Below are 16,974 nucleotides of genomic sequence, written 5' to 3'. Positions count from 1 at the left end.
CCAGGTTACCCGTGCGCCTGGGGGTTGCGGGGTGCCGACCCGCCTAGGCTGACGCGTGGAGGTTCACGACATGGGAGATCACGAAGCGGTACGCCGATTCGCCGCTGAGGCGACGGTCGAGCCCGAGGCCATCGCCCGCGCCCGCGCTCACGCCCTCGAGATCGGCGCGAACCCGATCAGTCCCGAGGTCGGCGCCCAGTGCGCCGTCATCGCGGCGGCCGGCCGCGCGCTCAACATCGTCGAGATCGGCACGGGCGGCGGGGTCTCCGGCCTCTGGCTCATGCACGGGTCGCCGCGCGCGACACTGACGACGATCGACAAGGAACCCGAGCACCTCGCCGTGGCCCGGAAGGCGTTCACGGATTCCCGCATCCCGCCGGCTCGGGTGCGGTTCATCACCGGCCGCGCCGCGGACGTCCTGCCGCGGATGAACGAGGCGTCCTACGACATCGTCCTCATCGATGCCGACCCCGAGGGGGTCATCGAGTACGTCGAGCACGGGCTGCGTCTGGCTCGCGCCGGCGGCACGGTGCTCGTGCCTCGGGTGCTCGCCGGCGGCGCCGTCGCCGATCCCGTCAAGCGCGGCCCCCTCGAGAGCGCCTACCGGTCCCTGATCCAGGAGACGCAGGACTCCCCCGCCGTCCTCGGCGCGCTGTCCATCGTCGGCGAGGGCCTGCTCCAGTTGACGACGGTCGCCGACCAGAGCTGATCGCTTCGCCGCGGCATCCGAGAAACGCCGAAAGGCCGGCCCCGAGGGGCCGGCCTTTCGTATCGATCCGGGGTCAGGCGGCGCCGACGACCCCACTGAGAACGCTGTGGAGTTCCTTCGCCTCGTCATCGTTCACCGAGACGACAAGTCGACCGCCCCCCTCGAGCGGGACACGCACGATGATGAGACGGCCCTCCTTGACGGCCTCCATAGGTCCGTCTCCGGTGCGCGGCTTCATGGCTGCCATTGTGGGGCTCCTTTTCGTCTTCGGCCTACCCCATTAGTCTACCCAATGGGGTGATCGCCGATGGCGCGCGCGAGTCTCAGCGCACGCATATCGTCATGGAATCCGGAAGAACGTGTCCCCCAGCGCAAGCATCTCGTGGATCCAGACCCACTGTCCGGTCACGCAGAGGACCAGGATGCCGACCCGCCACCACCGCGAGCTCGGGACCGCAACGCCCGCCGCAACGGGGGTGAGCGGGAGGAGGAGTCGGAAGATGCTCGACTGCGGGAAGAACACCGCCAGGAGGTAGACGAGGTAGCTCACGCCCCACAGCCGGATCTCCGGCCCGAGCCGGCGGACCTGCGGTGACCGGGCGAGAAGGACACCGGCGCCCACGATCAGCACGACGAGGAGGACCGGTCCGAGCGCCGTCGGCAACCCCCACAGGCCGAACCAGATGGCCGCCGCCTGGAAGAAGGCGATGAACGGCATGAACTGCTCCTCGGACCCGACCCAGCTCCGCCGCCAGGCGAGCTCGGTCTCGAGGTACGCCGACGGGTCGCCCGTCGCGATCCCTGCGATGACCTGCCAGGCGAAGCCGACGATCACGGCGAGGGCGCCGAGGGCGACGATGTGGACGATGTGCGACACCGGAAGCGGATCGTCGCGTCGTCGGAACCAGCGGAAGATTCCGTAGAGCCCGAGCAGCAGGGCGAACGCGAGGACGCCCGGTCGCGTGAAGCCCATGAGGACGACGAGCAGGTACAGCCACCCGAACCGCCTCTGCACGAGCGCCCACAGCGCGAGGAAGAGCCAGAGCAGTCCGAGCGATTCCGCGTACCCCATCTGGAAAAGCGCCGCCAGCGGACCGTTGGCGAAGAACACGACGGCCCACAGCGCCGCCGTCTCGCCGATCCGGCCGCGAAGCAGCAGGAAGAGCGCGACGGATGCCGCGTACCCCGCGACGAGCGCCAGCACGATCGCACCGGCGGGGTAGCCGCCCAGTACCGTCCCGAGCGCACGAGCCAGCCAGGGGTACAGCGGCAGGAACGCCCACGCGTTCTCGGTGACCTGACCGGCATCCGTCACCGGAAGGGCCGACGGGTAGCCCTGGTCGGCGATGACCCAGTACCACTGGGAGTCCCAGCCCATCGCCAGGGAGGAGATGGAGGCGTCCGCCCCGAACCGCGAGGTCGGACCCGACAGCTCGGCGGCGATCCAGAAGAACAGCGTGGTGAGGAGGCGGGCCGAGACGTAGACGGCGGCGACGGTGCCGGCGACGGAGGCTGCGGTCCTCAGTCGCCGCTCAGCCATGCCCGCAGACCCCGCTCGACGTCCTCGATCTGCGAGAGCGGCACCCGCTCCTCGTCGTGGTGCGCGAGGGACGGGTCGCCCGGGCCGTAGTTGACGGCGGGCACACCCATCGCGGAGAACCGGGCGACATCCGTCCAGCCGTACTTGGGCTTGGGCACTGCCCCGACCGCGGCGACGAACTCCTGGGCGAGCGGCGCATCGAGCCCCGGACGGGCGCCCTCGGAGAGGTCGACGATCTCGACCTCGAAGCCGGCGAACACGTCCCGCACGTGCGCCGCGGCGGCCGCGGCATCCTTGTTCGGGGCGAAGCGGTAGTTGACATCGATCTCGCAGGCGTCGGGGATGACGTTGCCCGCGATGCCCCCGCGGACGGCGACCGCGTTGAGACCCTCGCGGTAGAGCAGCCCGTCGACCTCGATCTCGCGGGACCGGTACTCGGCCAGCCGAGCGAGGACGGGCGCGGCCTTGTGGATCGCGTTCTCGCCGATCCAGGCGCGGGCGCTGTGCGCGCGCACGCCCGTCGTGCGGATGACCGCGCGGAGCGTGCCGTTGCACCCGCCCTCGACCTGACCGTTCGAGGGCTCCCCCAGGATCGCGAAGTCCGCCTCGAAGAGATCGGGACGGGATGCCGCGAGTCGGGTCAGCCCGTTGAGGTCGGCAGCGACCTCCTCATGGTCGTACCACATCCAGGTGATGTCGACCCGGGGGTCGGTGAGCTCGGCGGCGAGCTTCAGCTGCACCGCGACGCCCGCCTTCATGTCGACCGTGCCGCGGCCCCACAGGTACCGCTCGCCGTCGATGTCGACGTTCCGCGTCGGTACGTTGTCGTTGATGGGGACCGTGTCGATGTGCCCGGCGATCGCGACGCGCTGCGCGCGTCCGAGGGACGTGCGGGCCACGATCGTGTCGCCGTCGCGGTGGACGTCGAGGTGCGGCAACGCGGACACCGCTTCGAAGATCGCGTCGGCGAGGACGGTCTCGTCGTCGGAGACGCTGGGGATGTCGCAGATGGTGCGCGTCAGGTCGACGGCGCTGGAGCGGAGGTCGAGCCGGGGCATGACGTCGAGTCTAACGACGGCCCGATAGCCTGGAACCATGAGTGACGCGCGGTGGGTGTGGGGTATCGGTCTGGCCACGACGAGTGAGAACGGCACGGTGCTCGACGCCTGGTTCCCGGCTCCCGCCACAGGCCGCGCCCCTGCCGACGTCGACACGAGCGAGCTCGCCGCCTTCGCCGGACCCGACCCGCGCCGTGCCGTCACGGTCGACGTGATCGTCGTGGAGATCGACCTCGACGCCCCGCCGGCGAGCACCCCCGATGCGTACCTGCGTCTTCAGGCCCTCTCGCACCTCCTCGTGGCCCCGAACGAGCTGAACCTCACCGGGATCTTCGGCCACCTGCCGAACGTCGCGTGGACGAGCGCCGGCCCCGTGCATCCCGACGACCTCACCCGCCTCCGCGCCGGACTGCAGCGGGCGGGCATCCAGGTGAACGGCCTGGACAAGTTCCCCCGCCTGACCGACTACGTCGTGCCCGCCGGCGTCCGGATCGCGGACGCCTCGCGCGTGCGCCTGGGCGCACATCTCGCGCCCGGTACGACGGTGATGCACGAAGGTTTCGTCAACTTCAACGCCGGTACGCTCGGCGCGTCGATGGTGGAGGGCCGCATCTCGCAGGGCGTCGTCGTCGGCGACGGCAGCGACGTCGGCGGAGGCGCCTCGATCATGGGCACCCTCTCGGGTGGCGGTGAACACCGGGTCTCCATCGGCCGGCGCACACTCCTCGGCGCGAACGCGGGCATCGGCATCTCGCTCGGTGACGACTGCATCGTCGAAGCGGGCCTGTACGTGACCGCTGGGACCAAGGTCTCCCTGGCAGGCGAGCCGCCGCGCCACGACGGCACGCGCCCGACGGTCAAGGCCGCCGAGCTCTCCGGGCAGAACGGCATCCTCTTCCGGCGCAATTCGCTCACCGGGACGGTCGAGGCGGTTCGGCGCGAGGGCGTCGGCGTGACGCTGAACGCCGACCTCCACGCCTGAGGTTCAGCCCTTCAGGACCGCCGCGCGCGCCTCTCGGTGTTCGTCCTCGCTGATGACGCCGCGGGCGCGGAGGTCGTCGAGCTCCGCGAGGCGCTTCTCGATCGACGGCGCGACCTGCGCTGCCGGTGTCGAGGGAGCGAGCAGGTCGCTGCGGAGGACCTTGGCGGCGATCGCCGCATCCACCGTGAACGGATCGATGCCGGCATCCCGGAGGATCCGACGCTTCCGCGCCGCGACCACGACGGAGAACACCGCTCCGGCGATCACCAGGACGACGGCCAGTCCGAAGAACGCAGAGAACGCGTCTCCGGCACCGCCCATGTCGGGCCCCGGCATCCCCGGGCCGAAGAAACCGCTGTCCCCGTCATCCGGGATCGGCATCACCGGTGCCGACAGAACGTGCGCGACAACTCCCCCGTGGACCATCATGGGCACACTTTAGCGGGCGATGACCGCGTCAGTGGGAGGTCGGGTAATCCCGTTCGGTGGCACCCGTGTAGAGCTGCTGCGGACGGCCGATCTTCGTCTGCGGATCGTTCTGCATCTCGCGCCAGTGAGCGAGCCAGCCGGGCAGGCGACCGATTGCGAACAACGGCGTGAACATGCGCGTGGGGAAGCCCATTGCCTTGTAGATGACGCCCGTGTAGAAGTCGACATTCGGGTACAGGCGACGCTCTTTGAAGTAGTCGTCGCTGAGCGCGATCTCCTCGAGCTCGTTGGCGAGCGCCAGAAGCGGGTCGACGACGCCGAGCTCGCGCAGGACCTCGTCGGCCGACTCCTTGACGAGCTTCGCGCGCGGGTCGTAGTTCTTGTAGACGCGGTGCCCGAAGCCCATGAGCTTCACGCCGTCTTCCTTGTTCTTGACCCGCTCGACGAAGCGCTGCACGCTCTCGCCGGAGTCGCGGATGCGGCCCAGCATGTCGAGGACGGCTTCGTTCGCGCCGCCGTGAAGCGGCCCGTACAGGGCGTTGATGCCGGCGGAGATAGAGGAGAACTGGTTCGCCCCGGTCGAACCGACGAGGCGGACCGTCGAGGTCGACGCGTTCTGCTCGTGGTCGGCGTGGAGGATCAGCAGGCGCTCGAGCGCCCGCGACATGACGGGGTTGATCTCGTACGGCTCGGCGTTGTTGCCGAAGTTCAGCTTGAGGAAGTTGTCGACGAAGCTCAGCGAGTTGTCGGGGTACAGGAAGGCGTGCCCGATGCTCTTCTTGTGCGCGTACGCGGCGATGACCGGCAGCTTCGCGAGCATGCGGATCGTGTTGAGCTCGACGTGCTCGGGGTTGTGCGGGTCGCTCTGCCCCTCGTAGTAGGTCGAGAGGGCCGCCGTGGCCGCAGACAGCACCGACATGGGGTGCGCGGTGTGCGGCAGCGCCGAGAAGAAGTGCTTGAGGTCTTCGTGCAGCAGCGTGTGGCGACGGATCTTCTCGTCCCACCCGGCGAGTTCGTCCTCCGTCGGCAGTTCGCCGTACAGAAGGAGCCAGGCCACCTCGAGATACGTGCTGTGCTGCGCGAGCTGCTCGATCGGGTACCCGCGGTAGCGCAGGATGCCCTGGTCGCCGTCGATGTACGTGATCGACGACTTCGTCGACGCGGTGTTCACGAACCCGTAGTCGAGGGACGTGTGCCCGGTCTGCTTCGTGAAGGTGGAGAAGTCGACGCTCGGCACCCCTTCACTTCCCGAGATGAGCGGGAGTTCTGCCTTCGTGTCACCGATGGTCACGGTGGCGATCTGAGGGGTGTCCGCGTTGGTCACGAAGCCTCCTTGCGGTCGTCGGAGCGGTCTTTACAGCCTACTGGGCAGTGAGCACATGTGCTGTCGCGCTCAATGGATAGCGGAATTCGTAGGAGGAAGCCTACGAAGGGTCAGGCCTCGACGGATGCCGCGAGCCTCCGCGCGGCTTCGGCGATGCGCTCGTCGGTCGCCGTGAGCGAGAACCGCACATGCTGGGGGAAATGGGATCCGTAGAAGTGTCCGGGCCCGGCGAGGATGCCGAGGTCGGCGAGGCGCGCGAGGGACTCCCACGCGTCCTCCCCCGCCGTCGCCCAGAGGTAGAGGCCGCCCTCGCTGCGGTCGATCCGGAAACCGGCGGCTTCGACGGCCGGCTTCAGGATGTCGCGGCGGGCACGGTAGAGCTCGCGCTGGTGCACCACGTGCGCATCGTCCTCGAGCGCGGCGATCATGGCGGCCTGCACGGGCCCGGGCACCATCAGCCCGAGGTGCTTGCGGGTGGTCACGAGGCGCTCGATCAGGTCCGCTTCGCCGGCGACGAACGCCGCCCGGTAGCCCGCGAGGTTCGACTGCTTGCTGAGCGAGTAGACCGACAGGAGGCCGGTGAGGTCGCCGCTCGCGACCCGGGGATCGAGGATGCTGGGCACCGGGGCATCCGCCCACGGCCCTTCCCACCCCAGCTCGGCGTAGCACTCGTCTGAGGCCAGGACGGCACCCAGCTCGCGAGCGCGCTCCACGGCGTGTCGGAGCTCAGCGACGTCGAGGACCCGACCGTCGGGGTTGCCGGGCGTGTTCAGCCACACGAGCCGCGTGGTCGTGGGCCACTCGTCGGGATCATCCGACGCGAAGGCCTGCGCACCCACGAGACGTGCCCCCACCTCGTAGGACGGGTAGGCCGCGCGCGGGTGAACGACCGTGTCGCCGGTGCCGAGGCCGAGAAGGAGCGGCAGAAGGGCGACGAGCTCCTTCGAGCCCACGGTCGGGATGACCTGGGAGGGCGTGAGGCCCGGCACGCCGCGCCGGCGGCCGTACCAGGCCGCGATCGCCTCGCGCAGCGCCGGAGTGCCGACGGTCTGCGGGTAGGCGTGAGCGTCCGTGGCGCGTCGGAGCGCCTCGGAGACGACACCGGGCGTCGGATCGACGGGGGAACCGATTGAGAGGTCGACCATCCCGCCGGGATGCTGCCGTGCTCGCGCCGCGTAGGGGGCGACGGCGTCCCAGGGGTAGTCCGCGAGGTCGTGGACGCTCATGTCGGCTCAGCGAGTTTCAGTGGGCCTGCGGAGGAAGACCAGCGATGACGGGGTGATCCTTGGCGATGACGCCGACCTTCGCGGCGCCGCCCGGCGAACCAAGATCCTCGAAGAACTCCACGTTGGCCGTGTAGTAGTCCTGCCACTCGGCGGGGAGGTCGTCTTCGTAGTAGATGGCCTCGACGGGGCACACCGGCTCGCAGGCGCCGCAGTCGACGCACTCATCGGGGTGGATGTAGAGAGAGCGTTCGCCTTCGTAGATGCAGTCGACGGGACATTCGTCGATGCAGGCTCGGTCCTTGACATCCACGCACGGGAGGGCGATCACATACGTCACAGGACGAGTCTAGTTCGTGGATCGGACGCGGGATGCCGTCGGCCACGCGACGACGAGTGCGACGGCCAGCGGGACGACGAACGTCCAGATGAGCCCGGGCGTGACGACGGTCCCCTCCGGGGGCGCCGGCACCACGACGGACCCGCCGGGACCCTCGTTGGCGAACAGGAGCGTGGCCACGAGGGCGCCGAGCCCGCAGGCGAGCGCGGAGGCGCGCTCCCCCGTCAGCGTCCGCACCGCGATCAGCAGGGCGACGAAGCCGACCGAAGCGACGATCAGACCGACGGGGACGACACCCCAGGTCGCCGCCTGGCCGATCGTGCCGGCGACGCCGTAGACGACGCCGATGACGGCGGCCAGCACCCAGGTGGCGATGCGGGCGAAGAGGGCATTCACCTGCACAGTCTAGGCGGGCACTCCTTGACCGATCAGGTCGCCCAGCCCCACAGACGCAGGAGTGCCGCGACCGCGGCGGCTGCCGCGACCACGACGAGGAACGGCGCTCTGACGACGAGGAGACCCGCCGCGACGAGCAGACCGGGAACGCGTGCGTCGAGCACGATCGCCTGGCCCACGCCGAGCGTCTGCACGACGACCAGCGCCGAGAGGAGCGCGACGGTGAGGAGGTCGATCGTCCGGGAGGGGCGAGGCGCCTCGAACCACGCCGGCGGCACGAGGTAGCCGGCCGTCTTGAGGGCCACGCACACGATGGCCGCGAGCAGGATCGTGTGCCACAGCGTCATGCGGGGTCCCCTGTCGACGTCGTCGGCCGGGAGCCCAGCCAGTTCGTCCAGCCCACGACGATCGCCACCAGCGCCGCGACGAGGACGGGGAGACCCGGCATGAGCGCCGGCGTGAGGACGGCCGCGACCACCGCGGCGGCGGCACCCACCGCGATCGCCTGACGGTTCCGCAGCCGCGGCCACAGCAGCGCGAGGAACGCGGCGGCGGCAGCGGCATCCAATCCGTAGGCCTTCACATCGCCGAGAACGTCGCCGAGCAGCGCGCCCGCCAGCGTCGTCAGGTTCCAGCCGACGTAGATGCCGACGCCTGTCACCCAGAAGCCGATGCGGCGAGCCGCGGCATCCGTCTGCGCGAGGGCGACGGCCGTCGATTCGTCGATCGTGAAATGGGATGCCGCGGCCCGCCGCCAGAACCCGTCGCCGACGACGGACGACATCCGCAGACCGTAGGCCACGTTGCGGATGCCGAGGAGCCCCGCCGAGGCGATGGCGGCACCCGGCAGGCCTCCGCCCCCGATGACACCGACGAACGCGAACTGCGATCCGCCGGTGAACATCAGGAGGCTGAGGACGCAGGTCTGCCAGACGTCCAGACCCGAGGTCACCGAGAGCGCGCCGAACGAGATGCCGTAGGCACTCGTCGCGAGCACGACACCGAGGGAGTCGCGCCAGGCCCGACGAATCGGCGGCTGCTCCCCCGTCACCGTCAGGAGCCGGCGTCCTGGCGCTTCAGCCGCGATGCCGCGCGGCCGCGCTCGGTCGCGTCGAGCACGACCTTGCGGATGCGCACCTTCTCGGGCGTGACCTCGACGCATTCGTCGTCGCGGGCGAACTCGAGGCTCTCTTCCAGCGTCAGCACCCGCGGCGGCGTCATGGACTCGAAGGAGTCGGAGGTCGACGAACGCATGTTCGTGAGCTTCTTCTCCTTCGTGATGTTGACGTCCATGTCGTCGGCGCGCGAGTTCTCGCCGATGACCATGCCCTCGTAGACCTCTTCGGTCGGCTGCACGAAGAAGCTCATGCGCTCCTGCAGGGCGATCATCGCGAACGGAGTCACGACACCCGAGCGGTCTGCGACGATCGAGCCGTTCTGACGCGTCGAGATCGCGCCGGCCCACTCGTCGTAGCCGTGCGAGATCGCGTTCGCGATGCCCGTGCCGCGCGTGATCGTGAGGAACTCGCTGCGGAAGCCGATGAGACCGCGCGACGGGACGATGAACTCCATGCGCACCCAGCCGGTGCCGTGGTTCGTCATCGTCTCCATGCGGCCTTTGCGGCTCGCCATCAGCTGCGTGATCGCGCCGAGGTGCTCCTCGGGGGCGTCGATCGTGAGGTGCTCGAAGGGCTCGGTGAGCTTGCCCTTCTCGTCGCGGCGCGTGACGACCTGCGGCTTGCCGACCGTGAGCTCGAAGCCCTCGCGGCGCATGTTCTCGACGAGGATCGCCAGCGCGAGCTCGCCGCGGCCCTGGACCTCCCACGCGTCGGGCTGGCCGATGTCGACGACCTTGAGCGACACGTTGCCGATGAGCTCGCGGTCGAGGCGGTCCTTGACCGTGCGCGCGGTGAGCTTGTGACCCTTGACCTTGCCCATGAGGGGCGAGGTGTTGGTGCCGATCGTCATCGAGATGGCCGGATCGTCGACCGTGATGGCCGGGAGCGGACGGATGTCCTCGGGGTCGGCGATCGTCTCGCCGATCGTGATGTTCTCGAAGCCCGCGATGGCGACGATGTCGCCGGGGCCGGCGGACTCCGCCGGGTAGCGCTCGAGGGCGCGGGTCTTCAGGAGCTCGGTGATGCGGGCGTTGCTGGTCGAACCGTCGGCGCGGACCCACGCGACCGTCTGGCCCTTCTTCAGCGTGCCGTTGAAGACGCGCAGGAGTGCGAGACGGCCGAGGAACGGCGACGAGTCGAGGTTCGTGACCCAGGCCTGGAGGGGCGCTTCGTCGTCGTACGACGGAGCCGGGACGTGCTCGAGGATCGCGCCGAAGAGCGGCTCGAGGTCGTCGTTGTCGGGGAGCGAGCCGTTCTCGGGGCGGTTCCGCGAAGCGGCACCGGCGCGACCGGACGCGTAGACGACGGGGACGTCGAGGAGCGCGTCGACATCGAGGTCGGGCACGTCGTCCTGGAGGTCGGAGGCGAGCCCCAGGAGCAGGTCGTGGGCCTCCTCCTCGACCTCGGCGATGCGCGCGTCGGGGCGGTCGGTCTTGTTGACCAGGAGGATGACGGGGAGCTTGGCCTCGAGCGCCTTGCGCAGGACGAAGCGGGTCTGCGGGAGCGGGCCCTCGGAGGCATCCACCAGCAGGACGACACCGTCGACCATCGACAGACCGCGCTCGACCTCGCCACCGAAGTCGGCGTGGCCGGGGGTGTCGATCACGTTGATCGTGACGGGCTCGGACGAGTGGGCGCCGGAGTACGTGATCGTCGTGTTCTTCGCGAGGATCGTGATGCCCTTTTCGCGCTCGAGGTCGTTCGAGTCCATGGCACGTTCTTCCATGTGCTCGTGAGAGCCGAACGAACCGGTCTGGCGGAGCATGGCATCGACGAGCGTCGTCTTGCCGTGGTCGACGTGCGCGACGATCGCGACGTTACGGAGGTCAGGACGAAGGGCGTGCGCCATGAAGGGGGTTCCTTGCAGAGAGGGTGATGCCGGGATGCCGGCAGTCCACTTTACCGCAGGTGTCGACACGCCGACGGGGCGAGGACCTTTCGGTCCCCGCCCCGCCGCTGCTGTGCGTCTTGCTGCTTACTCGGCAGCCCAGCCGACGATCGTCCAGTCGATGGTCTCGAACTGGGTGGCACCCCAGTTGACGAGGCCGTCCTTGACCGCGTAGACGTTCGGGAGCGGCGCGATCGGGAACATCGGCATGTAGCCCCAGATCACATCGTTGATCTCCTTGGCGATCTCGATGCGCTTGGCCGGGTCGAGCTCGGAGTTGGCCTGGTCGTACAGGTCGCCGAGCTTCTCATCCGTGGTGCCGGTGAAGTTCGACTCGGAGTCGACCGGGTAGTACAGCGCCTCCGAAGACGAGATCGGGAAGGCGGTGCCCACCCACGAGAACGACACCATCTCGAAGTTGCCCGGGATGACGTAGTCACTGAAGTACGTCGCCGCGGGAACCGTGACGAGCTCGACGGGGATGCCGAACGCGTTCAGGTCGGCCTGGACCTGCTCGGAGCGCTGGATGTTCGTCGCCGTGTCGGCGGGAACGGTCACGGTGAGCTTGAGAGCGGTGCCGTCCTTCGTCCAGCTCTCGCCCTCGCTGCCCTCGTAACCGGCCTCCTTCAGGTACTCCGCCGCCTTCGCGGTGTCCGTCTTGGGAGCCTTGTCCTCGTACCCGTTCTGCCCAGGCATGAAGATGTAGTCGCCCTGGGTGATGGCCGGCGCGTCCACGGGCGTGTTCGCCGACGCGGCGATCTGCTCGCGGTTGACGATCGCCTCGACGGCCTTGCGGACGTTGACGTCCGCAAGCGGGCCCTCCTTGGCGTTCATCGTTACGTGGGTCCAGGTCGTGCCACCCGAGGTCTCGATCTTCGCGTCCGAGCGGGTCTTGGCCGTCTGGTAGGCATCCGCGTTGGCCGAGATGTACAGCGCGTCGATCTCCGAGTTGGCGAACGACGAGCTCTGCTGGTCCTGGCTGACCGCGCGGTAAAGGACGGTCTCGAGCTTCGGCGTCGCGCCCCACCACTGCGGGTTGCGCTCGAGGGTGATGACCTGACCGGTCGTGTCGATCTTCGTGATCTTGAACGGACCTGAGGACGGAACGGCCTTCGTGCGGTAGCCGTCGTTGTAGGCTGCGGGGTCGCTCGAGATGGATGCCGGGAGCAGCCCGCCCGTGAACAGGCCCTGCCAGTCGGCGTAGATCTTCGAGAACGTGATCTTGACGTCGAACTCGCTCGATCCCTGCTCGACCGAGGAGACGTCCTCCCAGCCGGCGGTCGAGGCCGGAATGTACGCCTCGTTCGTGCCGTTCTGCGCCTTCCAGTAGGCGATGTAGTCGGCGGCCGTGATGGGGGTGCCGTCCTCCCACTTGGCGTCGGGGTTCAGCTTGATCTCGACGACCTGCGGGTCATCGCTCGTGAGCTCGGCGGACGACGCGTAGTTCTCGTCGACGACGGGGGTGCCGTCTTCCTTGATCTTGAAGGGCCCACCGGTGGTCCCCTCTACGATGTCGACGGTGTCCGCCTCGTTGCCGTCGACCTGGTTGATGTTGAACTGCACCGGCATCGATCCGACCGCGAGGGTCAGCGTGCCGCCGTCCTTGACCTTGGCCGCGTCGGCCCGGGTCCATGCCGTGGCGGGCAGCTCCGGCGCTGCGGACTCGCTCTGGGTGGGCGCACCGGTGTTGCCGGCAGCACAACCTGAGATCACGAGTGCGGCGACGCCGAGCAGCGCCAAAGACCCGAACGGCTTTGCACCTCGAATCTTCATGTGATTGTTCCTCTCGTTTACCTTTTGGTGACCACCGGCGGAATGGTGCCGCCGCCGGAGGGGCTCAGGATGCGGTCGACAGTGCGACCTCGTCCACCAGCGTCGACTCGTCGACGTGGTGGCACGCGACGCGCGCACGACCGTGCGGCGTCAGCTCGGGTTCGATGGAGCGGCACATGTCCTGCCGCGTCTCGTCGAGGAGCTTGTACAGGGGGCAGCGGGTGCGGAAGCGGCATCCGCTGATCTCCTGCGTCGGGCTCGGCAGATCCCCCTGCAGGAGAACCCGCGCCCGCCCGCGCTCGATGCGCGGGTCCGGGATGGGAGCCGCCGAGATGAGGGCCTTGGTGTAGGGATGCTGCGGGTTGTCGAACACCGTCGACACGGGCCCCTGCTCGACCACCGAACCGAGGTACATGACGGCCACGTCGTCGGCGATCTGCCGCACCACGGCGAGATCGTGGGCGACGAAGAGGTAGGACAGTCCCAGCTGGGCTTTGAGGTCCTCGAGCAGGTTGATGACACCTGCTTGGATCGAGACGTCGAGCGCCGAGACCGGCTCGTCGAGCACGATGACCGACGGGTTCGTCGCGAGGGCGCGGGCGATGCCGATGCGCTGGCGCTGACCACCCGAGAACTCGTGCGGGTAGCGGTCGGCCATGGAGGGATCGAGGCCGACGAGGTCGAGGAGTTCCAGAGCGCGCTTGTCGCGGTCCGACTTGCTCGCCCCGATCGCCCACAGCGGCTCGGTGATGACCTCGCTGACGGGAAGACGCGGGTCGATGGCCCCCATCGGGTCCTGGAAGACGATCTGCACGTCGCGACGAAGCGCGTGGCGCTCGCGGGCGCTGAGCGACCCCACATCCTTGCCGTTGATCTTGATGGATCCGGCCTGCGGTGCGGTCATCTCCATGATCTCGAGGATGGTCGTCGTCTTGCCGCACCCTGACTCCCCCACCAGGCCCATCGTGCGACCCGGCTTGAGGGAGAACGAGACGCCGTCGACGGCGCGGACGGTGCCCACCCGACGAGGGAAGAGCGCGCCCTTCATCAGCGGGAAGTGCCGACGCAGGTCGGTGACCTCGACGACCGGCTCCGCACCGGAGTCGACGAGCTCGCCGTCGATGATCGGGTCCGCCACCGTGAAGACCTCGCCGCGGGGAAGCTCACCGCTGGCGATCTCGCTCCCCCGGATGCAGGCGGCGACGTGATCGGGGCCCGACGCCGGGTCGTGCGCGATCAGGTCGGGTTCGACCTCGCGGCACGCGTCCACGGCGATGGGGCAGCGGGCCGCGAAGGGGCATCCCTTCGGCAGCGCCGCGAGGGACGGCGGGCGCCCCTCGAGAGGAACGAGGCGCTGCGTACCGGCGGTCAGCATGTTGGGAACGGAGCGCAACAGGCCGATCGAATACGGCATCTGCGGCTCGTGGAAGACCTGGTCCGTCGTGCCGAGCTCGACGAGCTTGCCGGCGTACATGACGCCGACCCGGTCGGCGTGACCGGCGACGACACCGAGGTCGTGCGTGATGAGGACGACGGCGGCGCCGGTGATCTCCTTGGCCTTCTCGAGGACCTCGAGGATCTGCGCCTGGATGGTGACGTCGAGGGCCGTGGTCGGCTCGTCCGCGATGATCACCTTCGGGTCGTTCGCGATGGCCATCGCGATCATGGCCCGCTGGCGCATCCCGCCCGAGAACTCGTGCGGGAACGCCTTGGCCCGGCGATCCGGGTCGGGGATGCCGACCGTCTTGAGGAGCTCGACGGCGCGAGCCGCCGCCGCCTGCGCAGACAGCTTCCCGTCATGCAGGCGCAGCGCCTCGGCGATCTGGTCGCCGACGGTGTAGACGGGCGTGAGGGCCGAGAGCGGGTCCTGGAAGACCATGGCGAGCTCCTTGCCGCGGATGCGGGAGAGCTTCTTGTCGTCCATTCCGAGGAGGGGCTTGCCCTCGAACTCGATCGAGCCGGTGACCTGCGCGTTGGTGGGCAGGAGGCCCATGACGGCGAGGGAGGACACCGACTTGCCCGATCCGGACTCGCCGACGATGCCGAGGAACTCGCCCGGGTGCACGTCGTACGAGATGCCGCGCACGGCCTGCACGTCACCCGAACCGCGCTGGGGGAAGGTGACGCTGAGGTCGCGGATCGACAGCAGGGGGCTGCGGCGCGGAGTCGAGGGGGTGAGGAGGGATTCAGGCACGGTTGGCCCCCGAGGTCGGGTCGATCGCATCGCGCAGGGCGTCGCCGATGAGACTGATGGCGAAGAGAAGGACGATGAGGACGCCGGCCGGGAAGACGAACAGCCACGGGCGTGTGACCGCCGCGGAGGTCCCGTCCGCCAGCAGCGTGCCGAGCGACACGTCCGGCTTCTGCACACCGAACCCGAAGTAGCTGAGCGAGGTCTCGGACATGATCATCGACACGATGCCGAGGGTCACGTCGATGATCAGCAGCGACGCGATATTCGGCAGGATGTGGCGGCTCAGGATCTTCCGGGTGGGGAGCCCCATGTAGCGGGCGGCCCGGACGAAGTCGCGGTTCCGCAGCGACCGCGTCTGGTTGCGGACCACCTGCGCCATGATCATCCAGCTGAAGATCGCGAGGAAGAACGTCAGCGCGATCCAGGAGAGGCTTTTGAACAGCGGACTCAGCAGCACGAGGATGAAGAAGGACGGGACGACGAGCAGCAGGTGGGTGAACCAGCTGATGATCTTGTCGGTCGTGCCCCCGACGTAGCCGGCGATCGAGCCGATGACGGCGGCGAGCAGCGTGCCGAGGATGCCGGCGACGAGTCCGATGATGAGGGACTTCTGCAAGCCCGCGAGCGTCTGGGCGAAGATGTCCTGCCCGATGCTGTTCGTCCCGAACCAGTGTCGGAGGGTGGGGCCCATCCCCATGTTGTACGGGTCGCGATCGGTGATGGACCACGGGGTGATGAGCGGACCCACGATGGACAGCAACACGATGAGCGCGAACACGATCGCGCCGATCCAGAATCGCGGCATCCCCCGCAGGCGACGCCAGACGAGCCCGTTGCGCGAGAGCGGACGCCGCTGCTTCGTGATCGTCTGGTCGTCGTCGAGGCTCGCCTCGACCGCTTCTTGTTGAGCGATGACCATGTCAGCTCCTCACACGGGGATCGAGGGCGGCGTAGATGATCTCCGAGAACGTCGAGGAGAGCAGCACGAGAATGGCGACGAACAGGGTGCTTCCCGCTGCCGCGTTGACGTCATTGGTGTTAACGGCCTGGAGGAGGAACTGACCCATGCCGCGCCAGCTGAAGACGATCTCGAGCATCGCGGATCCGGCGACGAGCGTGCCGAAGCTGTACGCGAAGAAGGTCGACATCGGGATGAGTGCGATGCGCACGCCGTGGCGGAAGAGCGCCGGCCCGCGCTCGAGACCCTTGGAGCGTGCGGTGCGGATGTAGTCGGCTCCGAGGACGTCCAGCATGACGCTGCGCTGATAGCGCGAGTAGGTGGCAGCGCTCATCAGGACGAGCGCGATGGTCGGGAGGAGGAGATGTATCGCCCTGTCGACCGTGAGGTCCCACCACCCGCCGCTGATACCGGCGCTGTACTCGCCTGTGAAGGTGATCAGCTGCACGCCGAGCGCGTTGTTCAGAGCGGTCGCGCCGATCATCAGCAGCACGCCGATGACGAAGGTCGGCGTCGCGAAGATCAGGAAGGACGAGTAGGTGACGATCTGATCGCTCGCCCGGTACTGCCGGACCGCGCCCCAGACGCCGAGGAGGACGCCGACGATCGCGCCGATGATCGATCCGATGAGCAGGAGGCGCAGGCTCGCACCCGAGCGCGCGATGATCTCCTCGACGACCGGCTGCTTGCCGATCGTGATGCCGAGGGATCCCTGCGTGAACAGGCCGACGAGCCAGTGCCAGAGCCGGACGAGCACGGGCATGTCCGGGCTCTGCCCGAGTTGCGCGAGGGAGGCGTCGATGGACGCCTGCGGAGGGCGGGGGTTGCGTCCGTAGAAGGCGTCGCCGGGCCTGAAGATCGCGCTGGCCAGGACGTAGGCCATACACGTGGCGATCAGGCTCAGGATCGCGTAGTTGACGAACCGGCGGAAGACGTACAGCGTCACCGGGAGATCCCGGTGATTCGGGTCGCTGGCACAGACATGGTGGTGCTCTTTCTCGGGCTTACGCGCTCTTGCGTTGCGTTCGAAGTGCCGGAACCG

At 68.6% G+C, this 16,974-nt stretch carries 17 protein-coding genes; 2 read left to right on the top strand and 15 right to left on the bottom strand.

The genetic code is table 11. The annotated features are described in order from the left end of the window. Positions 1-70 precede the first annotated feature (70 nt). Complete coding sequence (locus H286_RS0103365; protein WP_018188269.1) at positions 71-709, top strand: O-methyltransferase; 639 nt, start codon at positions 71-73, stop codon at positions 707-709. 73 nt (positions 710-782) lie between these two features. Here H286_RS0103365 and H286_RS14765 read toward each other — a convergent pair whose 3' ends face one another. The 3 genes from H286_RS14765 to dapE all read right to left on the bottom strand — a co-directional run bounded on the left by H286_RS14765 (position 783) and on the right by dapE (position 3,307). Beyond that, positions 783-956: a DUF3117 domain-containing protein gene (locus H286_RS14765; protein WP_064506455.1), complete on the bottom strand. Its 174-nt coding sequence runs from the start codon at positions 954-956 to the stop codon at positions 783-785. A gap of 93 nt (positions 957-1,049) precedes the next feature. Further along, positions 1,050-2,249 (bottom strand): hypothetical protein, encoded by a 1,200-nt coding sequence (locus H286_RS0103355; protein ID WP_028497427.1) that lies wholly within the window; start codon positions 2,247-2,249, stop codon positions 1,050-1,052. Next, the gene (gene dapE / locus H286_RS0103350; protein ID WP_018188272.1) at positions 2,231-3,307 is read right to left on the bottom strand and encodes a succinyl-diaminopimelate desuccinylase; all 1,077 of its coding nucleotides are present in this window, start codon (positions 3,305-3,307) and stop codon (positions 2,231-2,233) included. The genes H286_RS0103355 and dapE overlap by 19 nt, the downstream gene beginning before the upstream one ends. Before the next feature lie 37 nt (positions 3,308-3,344). Here dapE and dapD point away from each other — a divergent pair, with 37 nt between their 5' ends. Next, on the top strand, positions 3,345-4,289 hold the full coding sequence (gene dapD / locus H286_RS0103345; protein WP_020097100.1) for a 2,3,4,5-tetrahydropyridine-2,6-dicarboxylate N-succinyltransferase: 945 nt from the start codon (positions 3,345-3,347) through the stop codon (positions 4,287-4,289). Positions 4,290-4,292: 3 nt separating this feature from the next. Here dapD and H286_RS0103340 read toward each other — a convergent pair whose 3' ends face one another. The 12 genes from H286_RS0103340 to H286_RS0103285 form a co-directional block, all read right to left on the bottom strand. Beyond that, the gene (locus H286_RS0103340) at positions 4,293-4,718 is read right to left on the bottom strand and encodes an SHOCT domain-containing protein (RefSeq protein WP_231370876.1); all 426 of its coding nucleotides are present in this window, start codon (positions 4,716-4,718) and stop codon (positions 4,293-4,295) included. Between the two features lie 28 nt (positions 4,719-4,746). Continuing rightward, the gene (locus H286_RS0103335) at positions 4,747-6,042 is read right to left on the bottom strand and encodes a citrate synthase (protein WP_018188275.1); all 1,296 of its coding nucleotides are present in this window, start codon (positions 6,040-6,042) and stop codon (positions 4,747-4,749) included. Positions 6,043-6,152: 110 nt separating this feature from the next. Then, the gene (dapC, locus tag H286_RS0103330) at positions 6,153-7,268 is read right to left on the bottom strand and encodes a succinyldiaminopimelate transaminase (protein WP_020097099.1); all 1,116 of its coding nucleotides are present in this window, start codon (positions 7,266-7,268) and stop codon (positions 6,153-6,155) included. Between the two features lie 16 nt (positions 7,269-7,284). Next, positions 7,285-7,605: a ferredoxin gene (gene fdxA, locus H286_RS0103325; protein WP_018188277.1), complete on the bottom strand. Its 321-nt coding sequence runs from the start codon at positions 7,603-7,605 to the stop codon at positions 7,285-7,287. A gap of 9 nt (positions 7,606-7,614) precedes the next feature. Beyond that, complete coding sequence (locus tag H286_RS0103320) at positions 7,615-8,001, bottom strand: DUF6113 family protein (protein ID WP_020665418.1); 387 nt, start codon at positions 7,999-8,001, stop codon at positions 7,615-7,617. Between the two features lie 32 nt (positions 8,002-8,033). Continuing rightward, positions 8,034-8,348 (bottom strand): AzlD domain-containing protein, encoded by a 315-nt coding sequence (locus H286_RS15020; RefSeq protein ID WP_026302984.1) that lies wholly within the window; start codon positions 8,346-8,348, stop codon positions 8,034-8,036. Beyond that, positions 8,345-9,052, bottom strand: a complete 708-nt coding sequence (locus tag H286_RS0103310) for an AzlC family ABC transporter permease (RefSeq protein ID WP_018188280.1) — start codon at positions 9,050-9,052, stop codon at positions 8,345-8,347. Before H286_RS0103310 ends, H286_RS15020 begins: the two co-directional genes overlap by 4 nt. A 2-nt stretch (positions 9,053-9,054) precedes the next feature. Beyond that, positions 9,055-10,968 carry a translational GTPase TypA gene (gene typA / locus H286_RS0103305; RefSeq protein ID WP_020097097.1) on the bottom strand — a complete coding sequence of 638 codons (1,914 nt, stop codon included), beginning with the start codon at positions 10,966-10,968 and terminating at the stop codon, positions 9,055-9,057. A 126-nt stretch (positions 10,969-11,094) separates the two neighbouring features. After that, entirely contained in the window at positions 11,095-12,780 is a 1,686-nt protein-coding gene (locus H286_RS0103300; RefSeq protein ID WP_196800617.1) for an ABC transporter family substrate-binding protein, read from the bottom strand. Positions 12,781-12,844: 64 nt separating this feature from the next. Next, positions 12,845-14,974 (bottom strand): ABC transporter ATP-binding protein, encoded by a 2,130-nt coding sequence (locus H286_RS0103295; protein ID WP_020097095.1) that lies wholly within the window; start codon positions 14,972-14,974, stop codon positions 12,845-12,847. After that, complete coding sequence (locus H286_RS0103290; protein WP_020097094.1) at positions 14,967-15,893, bottom strand: ABC transporter permease; 927 nt, start codon at positions 15,891-15,893, stop codon at positions 14,967-14,969. Before H286_RS0103290 ends, H286_RS0103295 begins: the two co-directional genes overlap by 8 nt. A 1-nt stretch (position 15,894) precedes the next feature. Continuing rightward, positions 15,895-16,878, bottom strand: coding sequence for an ABC transporter permease (locus tag H286_RS0103285; protein WP_020097093.1), 984 nt, complete (start codon positions 16,876-16,878; stop codon positions 15,895-15,897). Positions 16,879-16,974 lie beyond the last annotated feature (96 nt).

This window comes from Microbacterium sp. 11MF (assembly GCF_000383475.1).
In the GTDB taxonomy this organism is placed as follows: Bacteria; Actinomycetota; Actinomycetes; order Actinomycetales; family Microbacteriaceae; genus Microbacterium; species Microbacterium aquilitoris.
The sequence above is the reverse complement of the archived record's forward strand: the minus strand, read 5'-3'. Positions and strand labels throughout refer to the sequence as shown.